This is a genomic window from Hydrogenophilus thermoluteolus, from assembly GCF_003574215.1.
In the GTDB taxonomy this organism is placed as follows: Bacteria; Pseudomonadota; Gammaproteobacteria; order Burkholderiales; family Rhodocyclaceae; genus Hydrogenophilus; species Hydrogenophilus thermoluteolus.
In genome coordinates this window covers 576702-592258 of record NZ_AP018558.1, presented here as the reverse complement: position 1 = coordinate 592258, position 15557 = coordinate 576702, and the positions used below count along the sequence as shown (strand labels likewise).

At 64.0% G+C, this 15557-nt stretch carries 16 protein-coding genes; 9 read left to right on the top strand and 7 right to left on the bottom strand.

What is annotated here, in order from left to right; all coding sequences use genetic code 11:
* Nucleotides 1-67: 67 nt before the first annotated feature.
* The 4 genes from HPTL_RS02890 to rapZ are packed head-to-tail and all read left to right on the top strand — an operon-like array spanning nucleotide 68 to nucleotide 3714.
* Nucleotides 68-748: a response regulator gene (locus HPTL_RS02890; RefSeq protein ID WP_119334632.1), complete on the top strand. Its 681-nt coding sequence runs from the start codon at nucleotides 68-70 to the stop codon at nucleotides 746-748.
* Nucleotides 729-2144 carry a sensor histidine kinase gene (locus tag HPTL_RS02885; protein WP_119334631.1) on the top strand — a complete coding sequence of 472 codons (1416 nt, stop codon included), beginning with the start codon at nucleotides 729-731 and terminating at the stop codon, nucleotides 2142-2144. The genes HPTL_RS02890 and HPTL_RS02885 overlap by 20 nt, the downstream gene beginning before the upstream one ends.
* 47 nt (nucleotides 2145-2191) lie before the next feature.
* Nucleotides 2192-2752 (top strand): thioredoxin family protein, encoded by a 561-nt coding sequence (locus HPTL_RS02880; protein WP_119334630.1) that lies wholly within the window; start codon nucleotides 2192-2194, stop codon nucleotides 2750-2752.
* On the top strand, nucleotides 2749-3714 hold the full coding sequence (gene rapZ, locus HPTL_RS02875) for an RNase adapter RapZ (RefSeq protein WP_197713749.1): 966 nt from the start codon (nucleotides 2749-2751) through the stop codon (nucleotides 3712-3714). The genes HPTL_RS02880 and rapZ overlap by 4 nt, the downstream gene beginning before the upstream one ends.
* 24 nt (nucleotides 3715-3738) lie before the next feature.
* Here the strand turns inward: rapZ and HPTL_RS02870 are convergent, their stop codons facing one another.
* The 5 genes from HPTL_RS02870 to HPTL_RS02850 all read right to left on the bottom strand — a co-directional run bounded on the left by HPTL_RS02870 (nucleotide 3739) and on the right by HPTL_RS02850 (nucleotide 8143).
* Nucleotides 3739-4968, bottom strand: a complete 1230-nt coding sequence (locus HPTL_RS02870) for an ammonium transporter (RefSeq protein ID WP_119336043.1) — start codon at nucleotides 4966-4968, stop codon at nucleotides 3739-3741.
* A gap of 30 nt (nucleotides 4969-4998) precedes the next feature.
* Complete coding sequence (gene glnK / locus HPTL_RS02865; protein WP_119334628.1) at nucleotides 4999-5337, bottom strand: P-II family nitrogen regulator; 339 nt, start codon at nucleotides 5335-5337, stop codon at nucleotides 4999-5001.
* 12 nt (nucleotides 5338-5349) lie between these two features.
* Entirely contained in the window at nucleotides 5350-6081 is a 732-nt protein-coding gene (locus tag HPTL_RS02860; protein WP_119334627.1) for a TorF family putative porin, read from the bottom strand.
* A gap of 204 nt (nucleotides 6082-6285) precedes the next feature.
* Nucleotides 6286-7446 carry a sensor domain-containing phosphodiesterase gene (locus HPTL_RS02855; protein WP_119334626.1) on the bottom strand — a complete coding sequence of 387 codons (1161 nt, stop codon included), beginning with the start codon at nucleotides 7444-7446 and terminating at the stop codon, nucleotides 6286-6288.
* Nucleotides 7433-8143 (bottom strand): type 1 glutamine amidotransferase, encoded by a 711-nt coding sequence (locus tag HPTL_RS02850; RefSeq protein ID WP_119336042.1) that lies wholly within the window; start codon nucleotides 8141-8143, stop codon nucleotides 7433-7435. Before HPTL_RS02850 ends, HPTL_RS02855 begins: the two co-directional genes overlap by 14 nt.
* Before the next feature lie 43 nt (nucleotides 8144-8186).
* Between HPTL_RS02850 and HPTL_RS02845 the strand changes: the two genes are divergently transcribed.
* From HPTL_RS02845 to zapD, 5 genes are read left to right on the top strand one after another with little or no spacing between them, the layout of a single operon-like run.
* Nucleotides 8187-9776, top strand: a complete 1590-nt coding sequence (locus HPTL_RS02845; protein ID WP_170141250.1) for a biotin--[acetyl-CoA-carboxylase] ligase — start codon at nucleotides 8187-8189, stop codon at nucleotides 9774-9776.
* Nucleotides 9773-11152 carry a TrpB-like pyridoxal phosphate-dependent enzyme gene (locus HPTL_RS02840; RefSeq protein WP_119334624.1) on the top strand — a complete coding sequence of 460 codons (1380 nt, stop codon included), beginning with the start codon at nucleotides 9773-9775 and terminating at the stop codon, nucleotides 11150-11152. Before HPTL_RS02845 ends, HPTL_RS02840 begins: the two co-directional genes overlap by 4 nt.
* A gap of 24 nt (nucleotides 11153-11176) precedes the next feature.
* Nucleotides 11177-12202, top strand: a complete 1026-nt coding sequence (locus tag HPTL_RS02835) for an SPOR domain-containing protein (RefSeq protein ID WP_119334623.1) — start codon at nucleotides 11177-11179, stop codon at nucleotides 12200-12202.
* Complete coding sequence (coaE, locus tag HPTL_RS02830) at nucleotides 12199-12882, top strand: dephospho-CoA kinase (RefSeq protein WP_119334622.1); 684 nt, start codon at nucleotides 12199-12201, stop codon at nucleotides 12880-12882. Before HPTL_RS02835 ends, coaE begins: the two co-directional genes overlap by 4 nt.
* On the top strand, nucleotides 12879-13643 hold the full coding sequence (gene zapD, locus HPTL_RS02825; protein ID WP_119334621.1) for a cell division protein ZapD: 765 nt from the start codon (nucleotides 12879-12881) through the stop codon (nucleotides 13641-13643). The genes coaE and zapD overlap by 4 nt, the downstream gene beginning before the upstream one ends.
* Here the strand turns inward: zapD and HPTL_RS02820 are convergent.
* Both HPTL_RS02820 and HPTL_RS02815 read right to left on the bottom strand, forming a co-directional pair.
* The gene (locus HPTL_RS02820) at nucleotides 13637-14674 is read right to left on the bottom strand and encodes a Nudix family hydrolase (RefSeq protein WP_119334620.1); all 1038 of its coding nucleotides are present in this window, start codon (nucleotides 14672-14674) and stop codon (nucleotides 13637-13639) included. The two genes, zapD and HPTL_RS02820, sit on opposite strands and share 7 nt — an antisense overlap.
* On the bottom strand, nucleotides 14671-15549 hold the full coding sequence (locus HPTL_RS02815) for an ATP-binding protein (protein WP_408610109.1): 879 nt from the start codon (nucleotides 15547-15549) through the stop codon (nucleotides 14671-14673). Before HPTL_RS02815 ends, HPTL_RS02820 begins: the two co-directional genes overlap by 4 nt.
* Between the last annotated feature and the right edge of the window lie 8 nt (nucleotides 15550-15557).

Below are 15557 nucleotides of genomic sequence, written 5' to 3'. Positions count from 1 at the left end.
GCGCATTATAGCGAATCGCCAAGCGGCTCCCGTTGTTCGAACCCGACAACCCCATTACAATCGGTTCATGCGCATTTTGATCGTCGAAGACGACCCGGTGATCGCCGAAGGGTTGGCGCGGGCACTCAAACGCGCGGGATACGCCATCGACCTCGTCGCCGACGGCTCCGCTGCCGACGCTGCCCTGGCCGCGACCGAATTCGATTGCGTGATCCTCGACCTCGGATTGCCGAAATTACCCGGAATCGAGGTCCTCAAACGGTTGCGCGCGCGGCAAAACACCACCCCGGTCCTCATCCTGACCGCCCAAGACGGCATCGAAGACCGCGTACGCGGGCTCGACGCGGGCGCCGACGACTACCTCACGAAACCGTTCGACCTGCGCGAACTCGAAGCGCGCGTGCGTGCGCTCACGCGCCGCGGCGCCGCGGCACCCACCCGAGTCAAAGTGGGGCGGCTCACGTTCGACACCGGCGCCCGCCGCGCCTATCTCGACGACGAACCGCTCGAACTCTCGGCACGAGAGCTGGCGATTCTGGAATACCTCCTGTTGCGTCCCGGGCGGTTGGTTAGCAAAGAGCAGCTCCTGGAGCACCTCTGCGGCTGGCACGAAGAGGTCTCGACCAACGCGATCGAAGTCTACCTCCATCGGTTGCGCAAAAAGATCGACGGCAGCGGTGCGGTGATCCGGACCGTACGCGGCGTTGGCTATTGTCTCGACAGCGACCATGCCGTTTCTGATTCCTAAACGACGCGCCGAACCCAACTCGCTCTTCGGTGAGATTCTCGACTGGATGCTCGCGACGCTGCTCCTCTTGTGGCCGATCACCATCTTCATCACCTATCAGATCGCCACGGAGATCGCCCACCGGCCGTACGATCAGGCCCTTGCCGAACGCGCCCGTTTCTTGATGCGTTTCGTCCTCTTTGCCGACGGAAAACCCAGTTTCACCTTGCCAGCACCGGCGCAATGGATCTTGCATGCGGGCACCAACGCCACGCTCTACTACGAAGTCCGTACCCCGGAAGCCCGCCTTGCGGGCAACGCGCAACTGCCTACCCCCTCGTGGCTGGCCGACATCGACGTGCGCTTCCAAGACATCGACTACCACGGCGAACCGTTGCGGCTGGCCACCTTGGTAGAACGCAAACACCACGACGGCGGGCAGACACTCGTCGCGGTACAGGTCGCGGAAACGGTAAAACAGCGCCAGGCGCTCGTCACCGAGGTGATCACCGGCGTGATGATGCCGCAATTCATCGTGATCCCGATCGCCGTCGTGCTGGTGTGGTTCGGCCTCACCAAAGGACTCGCACCGCTCAGGCGCCTGCAGGCACACCTGACCCGACGTCGCCCAACGGACCTTTCGCCGATCGACCTGGAGCGGGTACCCGAAGAGATTCGCCCGCTCATCGAAGCGTTCAACCGCCTGATGGCGCGCCTCGAGGAAAACTTGGCGGCGCAACGCCGCTTCATTGCCGATGCGGCGCACCAAATGCGGACCCCGATCACGGGGCTCAAAATGCAAGCCGAACTCGCCCGGGAAGCCGAAACCCCGGAAGAGCTGCGTGCCGACCTCGAAAAGATCATCGCCGCTGCGGAGCGCACCGCCCCCCTCATCAACCAATTGCTGACGCTTGCCCGCACCGAATCGAGCTCGGAACAGGTCCACCGCTTCCAGCCCACCGACTTGGTGGCGTTGCTGCGTGAGGTCGTTGCCGATCTCTACCCGAAAGCGCACCGCAAACGGATCGCATTGGCGCTGGAAGAAGGACAGACCCCGTGCACCATCGACGCCAATGCGCTCATGCTCGGGGAGCTCTTCAAGAACGTGATCGACAACGCGATCACCTATACGCCACCCGGCGGCGACGTGACGATCCGCGTCTGGCAGGAGGGCGCAACGATCCACGTCGCCGTCGACGACACCGGCCCGGGCATCCCACCGGAGGCGCGCGCGCGCGTCTTCGAACCTTTCGTCCGGCTTCTGGATTCGGAGCGATTGGGCGAGGGTTCTGGCTTGGGCCTTGCGATCGCACGCGAAATCGCCGAACAGCACCAAGCCACGATCACGATCACCGAGCCACCCTTCGGGCGCGGCACCCGGGTACGCGTCACTTTTCCTTGCGGTTCGCTACAATAAAATCTGGCGACATCACAGTATCCCATCCCCCACCCAAGGAGAGAGCAATGGTCGCGCTCAACACCCCCGTCTGTGATTTTGGCTGGAAAGCGGTCGATTTCGACCTCATCGGCGTCGACGGCAAACGCTACACGCTGGCCGACGTGCGCGGCGAAAACGGTCTGCTCGTGATGTTTATCTGCAACCACTGTCCCTACGTCAAAGCGGTGCTCGACCGGATCATCCGAGACGCACGCGAGCTCCAGGCCTACGGCATCGGTTCGGTGGCGATCATGAGCAACGACCCGGCCGACTACCCGGAGGACTCGTTCGAAAACATGCAACGCATCGCCCGGGAAAAGAATTTCCCGTTTCCCTATCTCTGGGACGAAACGCAGGAAGTGGCAAAATCCTACGGCGCGGTCTGCACCCCGGACTTTTTCGGCTTCAACAAAGACCTCGAACTGCAATACCGCGGACGACTCGACGCCTCGGGGCGGCAACCCGCACCACCCGATGCGCGCCGCGAACTCTTCGAAGCGATGGTCCAGATCGCCCAGACCGGTCAAGGGCCGCGTGACCAGACCCCATCGATCGGCTGCTCGATCAAATGGCGCGAACCGCAGTGAATGTTTCAGCAAACGGCTTAGCCGCGACCACGGCGCCGCGGCCACCGCGTATCGTCGTCGTGAGCGGCGTCTCCGGTGCCGGCAAGACGGTGGCGCTGCGCGCGCTGGAAGACAGCGGTTTCATCGCGCTCGACAACTTGCCGGTTCCGTTCCTCGTTCCGGTGGTGACCCACATCCTCCACCACGCGCTCGCTACCCCTTCGGCGGAGCGGCGGGAAGGGATCGCAGTCGCGGTCGACATCCGGAGCGGCAACCTCGACGCGCTCCCCGAAGCGCTCGCCGAACTGACGCAGCGCACCGGTATCGCCCCAGACGCGCTCTTTCTCGACGCACGCGACGACGTGTTGCTTGCCCGCTTTTCGGAAACCCGCCGTGCCCATCCGCTCGCCACGGGCACGATGACCGTCGAAGAAGCGATCGCACGCGAACGGCATCGTCTGGAACCCATCGCGCAAGCCGCCCAACGCCTCGACACCAGTCACCTCTCCGCGCAACAGTTGCGCCGATATCTGCGGGAATGGCTACTCCCCGACGGCGCCCCGCGCGCGCCGATCACCCTTACCTTCGAATCGTTCGCGTTCAAACAAGGCGTGCCGCTCGACGCCGATCTGCTCTTCGACGCCCGCTGTCTCCCCAACCCCTATTACGATCCGACACTGCGCCCGCTCACGGGGTGCGATGCACCGGTTCAGGCGTTTCTTGCCGCGCAGCCTTTGGTCACCCGGATGGAAGCGGATATTGCGGATTTCATCACCCGCTGGCTTCCCCATTACACCGCAGAACAGCGCAGCTATCTCACCGTCGCGATCGGGTGCACCGGGGGACAACACCGCTCGGTTTACCTCGTCGAACGCTTGGCCGCCCGGTTCATCCCATCGGCACGGGTACTGGTCCGCCACCGTGCGCTCCACGAAAAAGCCCCTTGCGGGGAATCCCGCAAGGGGCAAACGCAACGAGAATGAACTCTGCTCGCTGCAGAGGAGGAATCAGAAGCGGTAGCCGCTTTCCCCGTGCGCCACGATATCGAGCCCTTCGCGCTCCTCTTCTTCCGCGACGCGCAAACCACCCGTAAGCGCCGCCGCGATTTTGTACGCAACGAACGAGACCACGCCGGACCAAACCAATGTGACGATTACCCCTTTGGCCTGGATTACGAGTTGCGACGCAATCGAAAAATCGGCGCTACCGGTACCACCCAGCGACGGTGCGGTAAACACCCCTGTGAGTAATGCACCGACGATCCCACAAACCCCATGCACACCGAAGACGTCCAGCGCGTCGTCAACACCCAACCACCGCTTCAGCTGGTTGACGCCCCAGAGCCCCACCACGCCGGCTGTCGCACCGATGACGAGTGCGCCCATCGGGCCAACGGTGCCCGCCGCGGGTGTGATCGCCACCAACCCAGCCACCGCGCCCGAAGCGCCGCCCAACATCGAGGGTTTCCCCTTGAGGAGCGCCTCACCCGCCAACCAGAGGAGAATTGCCGCTGCGGTTGCAAACAGGGTGTTCAGGAACGCGAGCGCTGCGGTGCTGTTCGCCTCCAGCGCCGAACCAGCGTTGAACCCGAACCAACCCACCCAAAGCAGCGAAGCGCCGACCATCGTCAGGGGCAAAGAGTGGGGCGTCAGCGCCTCACGGCCATACCCAATGCGCTTACCCACGAGATACGCGCCGACCAAACCGGCGATCCCCGCGTTGATATGCACGACCGTACCCCCCGCGAAATCGAGCGCACCGTCGCCCAGCAACCAACCACCTGGTCCCCACACCATGTGGGCGATCGGCAGATAGGCAAAAGTAAGCCAGATCGCCGTGAAGACGAGCACCGCGGAAAAACGCATCCGTTCCGCAAACCCGCCGACGATCAGCGCCGCGGTAATGCCCGCGAACGTTCCTTGAAACGCGATGAAGGCCATCTCCGGCAGCTTCACCCCCTCGCTGAAGGTATCCGCTAGGCTTTCGAGCGTAACGCCGCTCAAAAAGAGTTTCGCGAACGACCCAAAATACGGGTTACCTTCGGTGAAAGCGAGCGAATAGCCATAAATGGCCCACAGCACCACTGCAAGGGCAAAGGTGGTCATCACCTGCATCAGCACCGAAAGGACATTTTTCGCCCGCACCATCCCGCCATAAAAGAGTGCGAGCCCAGGCATCACCATCATCAACACCAGAAGCGTCGACGTGAGCATCCACGCCACATCCCCTTTGTTCACCATTTCCATCGTTTCGCTCCTATCCATTCCTCACAATGCTGAGGCGTCGGTCTCGCCCGTACGAATCCGAACGACCTGCTCGAGCGGCATGACGAAAATCTTGCCGTCGCCCACCTTTCCCGTTCGCGCCGCCTGGACGATCGCATCGACCACCTGATCGAGCTGCTCGTCCATAACTGCGACATCCACCCGGACCTTGGGCAAGAAATCGACCACGTACTCGGCGCCGCGGTAGAGCTCGGTATGCCCTTTTTGCCGACCGAACCCCTTCACTTCGGTGACCGTCAGTCCGGTAATGCCCGCCTCGTTCAACGCTTCACGCACTTCGTCGAGCTTGAACGGCTTGATGATCGCGCTGACCATTTTCATGATCCGCTCCTCTCAAAAAGTTTTGCCAACACTGAACACCACGCGCGAATCGGCAAGTTTCGAACCGCTGACGTTGGTGTCGACGTAATAAAGCCCCCAATCGAATCCGCCGTAGCTGGCACTCACCCCTACCTTCCAGTCGGTGTAGTCGGCGTTGCCGGTGCCGCGAACCACCTGCCGTCCGACGTGGGCCAACAATTTCACGCCAGGCATTACCTCAGGCGCCACGGTGAGGTCGTAATATTGACTGCCGTCGGAATTGGGCGCGCCGAAGAGATCGGTGAGCGCATAAGAGATTTTGAAGGTCGCCGGGCCGTATCCCATTGCCCCATAGACCTCGGTGGTATGAGGCGTCTTGAGCCCAGAGGCTGCTTTCCACGCCACCGAGTAACTTCCCGGGTAGTAGTACTGGAGCAGGCCGACGTCGAAAGCAAGGTCCCCCATCGACCAGCGCTTGCCGCCGTAGAGATCGAGCTCGACGCTGTTGGAACTGCCCGGCGCCGCATCAGAGAGCCAGGAAACGTTCGATCCCCAAAGACCAACGTACCAACCGTCGGCACCCGTCCAATCGACGCCGGCTTGCAACGCCACTTTCTCGTTGGTCTGCGAAAAGCCACGGTAGACGTAATCGCTCACCAACGCCACATTGCCGGTGACCGCGCTTTGCGCCGCCGCACCATGGGAAAACAGCGCTGCGGCCACCGCGACGGCACCGCATCCCAGAACCAAAGCCTTCGCTTTCATGGTTTTCTCCTCAGTTGCACCAATCGCAACCTTAGGTGAGCAAGTGGCGTGCCAAAGAAAAAAATGATGAGAAATCAACGAATTTCGCCACAGAGTGCGCGCCATTGAAGCGCACCGTTTTATTGCGATGCACCATTGCACCAAAACGGTGCATGACGAGAATCCGTGCGCCAAAAAAATGCACACACTGCACCAACACACGCGTTAGGACTCATCAACCGCGACGTCGGCACACAACACGGCGCTGCCATCACGGCGGGCACAGGCCAGTGTCACCTCCCAATCCCGGTCGGGCAACGCCAGATAGGGTTCGGAAGCAACGATTTGACCCGGTCGCGCGATCGCGCTGCGAAAATAGCTGCGATGCGCCCACGACGCCCCTTCACCCGCTTCAAGCGGAGCGTAGCGCACAGGATCCAGCGGTCGCCGCCAGCGGCAATGGATCGTCGCTCCAAGCTGCATCCCGTGCCGATTGAGGCAATAAAGGCGCAAGAGCGGCTCTGGCGCCGAGTGACACACCCAAGCCCCCAGCGGTTCGCCCCTCGCCCACCGCGTCACAATCTCGGCAAACCAATCGAAAAGGGAGGGGGGCACGACCGGATCGGGCAGGCGGTCCCGGTCGCTGAGCAGCCACTCCTGTTCGCGCGCAGCGCCTTCGCACAGCCAATGTTCCCACGGCGCCGGAACCCCATAGCGATACCCTTGCACCAAATCGACGCCCGCATCGAGCGCACGTTGCGCTTCGTCGGAGTGCTCCACCCCCTCGGCCAGCGCCAACGCCCCTGCTGCATGGATGAAACCGACGAGATGGCGCAAACTCCGTTGCAGGGACCGTCGCTCCCCTGCCCGGACGAAGAGGGAACGGTCGATCTTAACGATATCGGGTTCGAGCACGAACAAACGTTCGAGATTCGAGTCGCCCGCGCCGAAATCGTCGAGCGCAACCAGACACCCCAACGCATGATACTGAGCGACTGCCTGCTGCACCACGGTCAGATCGGCGATCGCCGCTTCCAACAGTTCGAGAACCAGCGTTTCGGGCGGAATCGCCAGTTGGCGTAGCAGGGCTGCGAAGTGGTCCGGATCGACCACGTCGTGCCGGATCGCATGTGGTGAGACGTTGAGAAAGAGCCAAGTTGCCTCGAAGCGCAACCGCGACCAGACCCCAAGATGACGTAAGCGGGCCGCCCGTTCCCGCGCCCATGCCGCTTCGTCGTCTCCCTCCGCGGCAAGATAGATGGACGGGGAAACGACACGCGTTCCGTCCTGCACACGTAGCAGCGCCTCCCACCCCACCACGCGACCGTGGGGCACACTCCAAATCGGTTGCGCGACACTGGTGAGTGTCATCTCATGCGCGGACATCGGACACCCCCCGCCACCATTCCCGGTAAAGCCGCATCGCCGTCTCGGTGAGCTGCGGTAAATGGTCGGGGATCGCCGCGACGATCGCCTCGGGCGTCTGCACCGATGCGCTTGCCCCAACTCCCTCTTTCGCCCAATCGGCACACCAGCGGTGAATCATCTCCTCGGTCATCTCCACGTGGCATTGCAACGCCAGATGGGGACCGATCGCAAAAGCCTGCCGCGCACAATGCGCGCTCGCAAGCCACCCAGTTGCCCCTTCGGGAATCGCAAAGGTCTCGCCGTGCCAGTGAAACGCGACGAACCGCTCGCGTGCTCCCAGCCACCGCGCCCCCATGGTCGGGTCGGTCACCCACACCTCGCCCCAACCGATCTCCTTCGTCGGGTTGCGCGTGACCTTCGCACCCAGCGCTTTCGCCAACAGTTGCCCCCCCAGGCAATGGCCGATCACCGGCACGCCGACCGCGATCGCGCGGCGCAACAAAACCAAGAGCGGCTCGATCCACGGCAACGGATCATTGACGCTCATCGGCCCACCCATCAAGCACCAACCGTCATACTGTTCCGGATCCCTCGGAAGCGGTGCCCCTTGATCGATCGCGATGAGGTGCGTTTCTCCTCCTTGCGCTGCGACGAAATCGGCAAAGGTTCCCGGCCCTTCGATCGGGGAAAAGCGTACAATCGCAATCTGTTTCATCGCTATCTCCTGTTCCCATCCGTTCGAACAAATAGCAAACCCCATGCCAACCGCACCCACGCTGCACTGGCTTGCGCTTGACGCGTGCACCTCGACCAACGACATTGCCGCACAGCAGGCCGAATCGCTCGCTCCCGGCCATTACCTGGCCGTCACTGCCCAACGGCAGACCGCTGGCCGCGGACAAAGCGGCCGACGCTGGACGATGCCGGAGGGTGCCGGAATCGCATTCTCGGTGGCAACCCGCCTCCCGCCCCAGACGAACCTCGAAGGCCTTTCGCTTGCGGTGGGCGCGGCGCTTGCCGAACGATTGGAACTGCTCGACCTCCCCGTTCGCCTCAAATGGCCGAACGATCTGCTCGTTGCGGAGCGCAAACTCGGCGGGATCCTCGTCGAAGCGCAATGGCGGGGGCAAGCGCCGCCGATCGTCGTCGTCGGCGTCGGTCTGAACCATCGTGCGGCACCACGACTCGACGACCGAGATCCCTGGACATTGCCCCCCACCGCGCTTGCCGAGCACCTCACGCTCGTTCCCCCTGCTGAAACCCTGCTGCAGACGCTGGTCGGCGCAGTGGTTGCCGTACTCGAAGACTTCCGCTGCGGCGCAGGCTTCACCCCTTGGCAAGCGGCGTGGTGGGCCCGTGCGGCGTGGCGCGACCGTTGGTTGCAACTGCTGCCCGCGCACGAAACGACAGAACCGCATCTCGTCCGCTTGAGCGGCGTCAACGCCCGGGGGGAACTCCAGGTCACCACTGCGGCAGGGGCACACCAGACGCTGACCTCCGCCGCCGCGCGCATTCGCCCTGTGCCGCTCCTCCTCGATCTGGGAAACAGTCGCGGCAAATGGTATTGGCGGGACGACGCGCAAGGGGCGTTTGCGTACGACGACACGGCACTCGAAGCATGGTGGCAGCAGCTCACCCCGTTGCTGTCCACGATTCCGTGCGTCGTCGGTGTCAGCGTCACCACACCGTCCCGTACCCAGGCGATCACTGCCCGCTTTGCCGCGCATCGCATCCCATGCCATTGGATCGCGCCGAGCCAGCACGGTGCGGGCGTCCTTAACCAGTACCGCAATCCCCAACAGCTGGGCGCCGATCGCTGGGTCACCGCGGTTGGAGCATGGCACGCTGGGTTGGCGCCAGCGGTGATCGTCGGTTGTGGCACCGCGACCACGCTCGACTGGCTCGACGAAACCGGCGCGTTTCGCGGTGGCGCGATTCTGCCTGGCATCGACGCGATGTTCGCTGCGCTCGCAGCCCGCACCGCGCGACTCCCACAGCTCGACCCGCGCCGCGCCGTCGACCAGATCGCGACGGCTCCGTTTCCCCCCACCGATACCGAAACCGCGATCGCCACCGGTGTCTGGCTGGCGCAAAAGGGGGCGATCGCGGCATTCACGGCGCAGGTAGCCAAACAGACTTCGATCCTGCCGCGCGTGATCCTGCACGGCGGCGCGGCACCGCTCCTCTCCCCCCACGTAGACATCCCGCATGAGGTGCGCGATAATTTACTTTTCCTGGGCCTTGCCGCGCTTGCGTGCGCGCAGCCGGAGTCGCACCCCCCTCAGACACCGCCCGAACCACCGACCGGCCCCTCTGCACCGTCAACACACAACGAGGAGACATCATGACCGAACCCACCCGCATCCTGCTCCCCGAAAACGAGATCCCGACTCACTGGTACAACATCGTCGCCGACATGCCCAACCCCCCCGCACCACCGCTTGGGCCAGATGGCAAGCCGGTGACGCCCGAACAGATGGGTGCAATCTTTCCCGAACCGCTCCTTGCGCAGGAGATGAGCAGCGAACGGTGGATCCCGATCCCGGACGCGGTGCGAGACGCTTACCGCATCTGGCGTCCTTCGCCGCTCGTGCGCGCGGTCCGGCTCGAACAAGCGCTGAACACCCCGGCCAAGCTTTTCTTCAAGTACGAAGGCGTCTCGCCCTCTGGTTCGCACAAACCCAACTCCGCGGTTCCTCAGGCCTACTACAACCAACTGGTCGGCATCAAGCGGCTCACGACCGAGACCGGTGCCGGTCAATGGGGCAGCTCGATCGCGTTCGCCGGCCAAAAATTCGGTCTCGAAGTGCGGGTCTATATGGTGAAAGTGAGTTACGAGCAAAAACCCTACCGCCGCATCCTCATGCAGACCTGGGGCGCCGAGGTCTTCCCCAGCCCATCGCCCCACACGCAGACGGGGCGAGCGATCCTCGAACGCGAACCCGACAATCCCGGTTCGCTCGGCATCGCAATCTCCGAAGCAGTGGAAGAAGCCGCGAGCCGCGCTGACACCAACTACACCTTGGGGTCGGTCCTCAACCACGTGCTGCTGCACCAAACCGTGATCGGACTAGAAGCCAAAAAACAGTTCGAACTGCTGGGGCTTTACCCCGACGTGATCTTTGGTCCGTGCGGCGGCGGTTCGAGCTTCGGCGGCATCGCCTTCCCGTTCTTGGCCGACAAAATCGCGGGTGACAAACGGGCGGAGCAACTGCACTGTGTCGCGGTCGAACCCGCCTCCTGCCCCACCCTCACGAAAGGGGTCTATGCGTACGATTTCGGTGACGCGTCGGGATTCACGCCGCTCATGCAGATGTACACGCTGGGACACGACTTCATGCCCCCTGGCATCCACGCGGGCGGTCTTCGCTACCACGGCGATTCGCCCCTCGTCTCCCAGCTCTACCACGAAGGGTTGCTGGAGGCACGTGCGGTGCCGCAAGTCGCGACATTCGAAGCGGGCGTCCTCTTCGCCCGCACCGAAGGGATCCTCCCCGCGCCGGAGTCGTGCCACGCGATTCGCGCTGCGATCGACGAAGCGCTGGCGTGCAAAGAGAGCGGCGAACCAAAGGTGATCCTCTTCAACCTCACCGGACACGGCCACTTCGACCTCTCCGCGTACGACAAATATCTGCGCGGCGAACTCGAAGACTTCGAATACCCCGCCGAAGCCATCGAAGCGTCGCTGGCGCATCTCCCCAAAGTCGCTGCGCCGACCGCGTGACCGCAGTTGCGGCAGTCGCAAGCAATGCGGTTCGCGATCGCGCTCCTCTTGGTGATCAACGCGCTGCTTTTCGCCGCGCAAAGCGGCCTCGTCTCGCTTCCTGAACCGCCGCGGCCGCAACCGCTGCCGCAACCCCTGCGCAGCGACGCGCTCCAACTCGTTGCCGCAACCGTAGTCGAATACACGCCGGATGGCGCGCATACCCACCGCGACGCAGTAGCGGCAGCCCAATCGCCAATAACACCCCCCCAAACGCCCCCCGCTACTGCACGATCGGAAGTGGCTGCGCGCCCCGCCGACCCGGTCACTGCGGCACTGGCCGGCGCAGCGCCGGAAACCGAAGCAGCCGCACTGGTGGCCCCTACCGCACCCCCCCCTCCAGCGGTCATTACGCACGATACGATCGCGCAAGACAAGCCTCAACCCTCTCTGGAAGCGGTAGCGCCGGCACAGGAACCTGCCGCCGCTTCGGCACCGCAACCACCATCCACGCCGACTCAGCCCGCATCCCCTTTGCCTGAGCACGCCGCGCACGAAACGCATCCAGCTTCCAACACTGTGGCACCACAACCGCCAACAACACCAACAGTCAAAACGCCCGTGCTGCTTTGCCGCCGAACGGACGCCACTGCGGACGAACGCCGCATCTTGGACGAACTGGCCCAGACCGTACCCGGTGTGCAACTCACCGCAACGGCGGAACCGGTGGTCGAATCGTGGTGGGTGGCTACTCCGAAAGCGGCCAATGAAAAACGGGCCCGACAACAAGCGGAAACCCTGCGGCAAAAAGGGGTAACCGATCTCTTCATCGTGCGGGACCCCGGCCCCCATCAGTGGCGCATCTCCTTGGGTATTTTCCGCACCCGTGATCGCGCCGAAAATCTGGTGCGGCTGCTGCGGCAAAAAGGGGTGAGCGAGATCGAGATTCTGCCCCGAACCCAATCGGAGCACTTCACGATTCTGGCCAAAGGGCCCGAACCGGCCCTGGAACGCTTCTTGGGTCGAGCGCAGGCCCGGTTACCCCGCCACAACTGGGAGGCGTGCCGATGACCCCAAAACCCTACCTCGTCGGGCTCACCGGCGGCATCGGCTCCGGTAAAAGCACGGCAGCCGAACACTTTGCGCACCTGGGCGCGGGTGTGATCGACACCGACGCGATCGCCCACGAACTCACCGCCGCAAATGGCGCGGCGATCCCCGCGATTCGTAAGGCGTTCGGCACCCAGGTGCTCACCCCAACCGGTGCGTTGGACCGAGCGGCGATGCGCGCACTCGCCTTCTCCGACCCGGCAGCACGCAAACGGCTGGAGGCGATTCTCCACCCGATGATCCGCGATATCGTCACCCACCGGATCAGCGCGCTGGCGCCCCACCACCCGTATCTCATCTTGGTCGTGCCGCTTCTTGTCGAAACCGGGGCGTACCAAACGCTCATCGACCGCCTTCTGGTGGTCGATTGCCCGCAGGAACAGCAGATCAGCCGGGTCAAAGCGCGTTCGGGGTTACCTGAGGAACAGATCGCCGCAATTTTGGCGGCACAAGCCTCGCGCGCCGAGCGGCTGGCCGCGGCGCACGATGTGATCGACAATAGCGGCGACCGCGCCTACCTCGAAGCGCAGATCGAAGCGCTGCACCGGCAATACCTCGCTGCAGCGGGAGGTACTGTGGCAGAAGGCGCAGCGCCAGGCGGCGTAGCAGCAGAAGGCGCTACGCGGGGAGCCGTACGATGATCCGTTTCGAATTCCCGCTCACCGAACAGGTACGCACCTGGTTGCGACTGGAGGCCACGTGGAGCCGTTGGCGCCACTTCGCTCAGGCGAACACCCCGGACGACCACCACGCCGCCCTGATGGCGCTCTTCGAATGCGTCGATATCGCCGGACGCAGCGACCTCAAGCGGCACCTCATCGCCGCGTTGGAGGCCCTCTGTGCCGCACCGACCGCTCAGGAAACGACGAGCCAACGGCCGCGCCGCATCGCGCTGCACGAACCGGTTGCCCAGGCGTTGGCACTGATCGACGCGTTGCGCCAGCAACCCGGACGGATCGACCACGTGATGCGCGCGCAGCCGCTTTTGAACGCGCTGCGCACCCGCGCGCACGTCTCAGGCGGCGTCTGCGCGTTCGACCTCCCGACCTACCACTTCTGGCTCAACCAGAGCGCCGAAAAACGGCGCGCCGATCTCGACGCCTGGGCGCAACCGCTGCACCCCCTCCTGGACGCGATTGCCTGCGTCTTGGCGCACCTGCGGGCACAAAGCACGCCGCAGACCCATACCGCAGCCAACGGCTGCTACCAGCAACCACTCGACGGGAGACTCCCCCGCCTCATCCAAGTGTGGATCGACGCCGCGCATCGCGTCGTTCCCAAGGTTTCCGCGAACAAATACCAGTTCAACCTCCACTTCATCCCCGTGACCGACGAAGGCGGCATCGGCACGGAAGCGGTGAGCACCCAAACTTTTCCCTTCGCGCTCACCCTCTGCTATTGACCCCGCAACCAACCGCGGATCGCCGCAATCCCGTGTGCCCCCTGCATGTGCGCCTGCGGCAAATCGGCTGCCGTGAGCCCCCCGATCGCAAAAACGGGCACGGGGGGCGCCGCGATCAACTGGGCAAAGCGCGACCACCCCAACGGTGAACACTCCGGATGGGTCTGGGTCGCAGCGACTGGCCCCACCACCCAATAGTCGGCGTCCAGCGCTTCCGCCACCGCCCGTTCCGAGGCATCATGGACCGAAACGCCTAAAAGCATCCCGTCCTGCGCTACGGGCCGCCCCGCACCGCATGCCAGAAGCGCCCGCGCCGCCTGCGCCGAGAGGTGGCACCCATCGGCACCCACCGCTTCCGCCCATTCGGGCGGCCCATTGACGACGATCCGTTCCGCACCCGCTTCGCGTGCGATCGCCACCAACTGCTCGATTCCCAACCGGGCGCACGCTGTCGCTGCGTCACCACCCGCCTCCGCCCCCGGATCGAGCCGCTTTTCCCGAATTTGCGCGATCACCGCGCCGTGGGTACGCGCCGCCTGAATCGACGCCGCCCATCGCGCCGCAGCGTCGTGCCACGCCGGCGAACCCACCGGCGCGCCTCTCGATGCGGCCGTAACCTGAGAGACCACCATCAACCGCGGCAGCACAAGCGCCTCGGCTACCGGCGTGTTCGCCGGAAGCATCGGCGCCACCGACCACGCGCCGGGCGTCTGCCACGTCAGCGCCGCATGGACGTGCGGTTGCGGCGTACCACGCCACCCCCAGACCTGGAAAAAGTGCAAGGTCACATCGGCGTGCGCGTAGCGGTGGCGGCGACACAACCAGGGGGCGATGCGCGCTGCGGTTAGCTCAAGCCCCAACTCTTCGCGCAGTTCGCGAATGAGCGCCTCACGCGGCGTTTCCCCCGCTTCGATTTTCCCGCCAGGAAACTCCCAATAACCGGGATAGAAGGTGTCCGGCGCACGTTGCCCGAGGAGCACCGAACCCGACTCGTTCCACAGCACGGCCGCGGCAACCGCCACGCGCTTCATCGCTCGTGCCCTTCGGTGCGCTCTGCACCCAGTCCATGCCGTCCCGCCCAATCGCGCGCGAATTGCCACGCCACCCGGCCAGAACGCGACCCGCGCTCGATCGCCCAGACCAGCGCCTCTTGCCGTGCCGCCGCGATCTGGGCGTCGCTCGCACCAAAATGGCGCAACCAGGTCGCCACGATCTCCAAGTATGCCGCTTGGGAAAAGGGATAGAACGACACCCAGAGCCCGAAGCGCTCCGAAAGCGAAATCTTCTCTTCCGTTGCCTCGGCGGGATGCACCTCGCCGCCTACGTGTCGGGTCGCTTCGTTTTCGCTGAAATACTCCGGCATCAGGTGGCGGCGGTTCGACGTCGCGTAAATCAGCACATTCTCGGGCTGCGCCCAAACCGAACCGTCGAGCACGCTCTTCAACGTCTTGTACGCTGCCTCTCCCGGCTCGAACGACAGATCGTCGATGAAGAGCACGAAGCGCCACGGGGCGTCTGCAACCCGCTCCAACAGACGGGGCAGTTCGACGAGATCCCCTTTTTCGATCTCGATCAAGCGCAACCCCTGCGCGGCATATTCGGTCAAGAGCGCTTTGACAAGCGACGACTTGCCGCACCCGCGCGCTCCGGTCAGCAACACGTTGTTCGCAGGCAACCCGCGCAAAAACTGCTCGGTGTTCGCCACCACACGCGCTTTTTGCGCGTCGATCTCACGCAGATCGGCCAAACGGAGTCGGTGTGGATGGCGCACGGGCTCCAAGCTCACCCGAACCCCAACCCTCCGCAACCAAAAAGCGTCGGCAGCGGCCCAGTCGGGCGCTACGAGCGGGGCCCCAGGGTTCGTCGCTTCGAGCGCCACCGCAATCCGCTCCAAAATGGGAACCATCGCTTCCC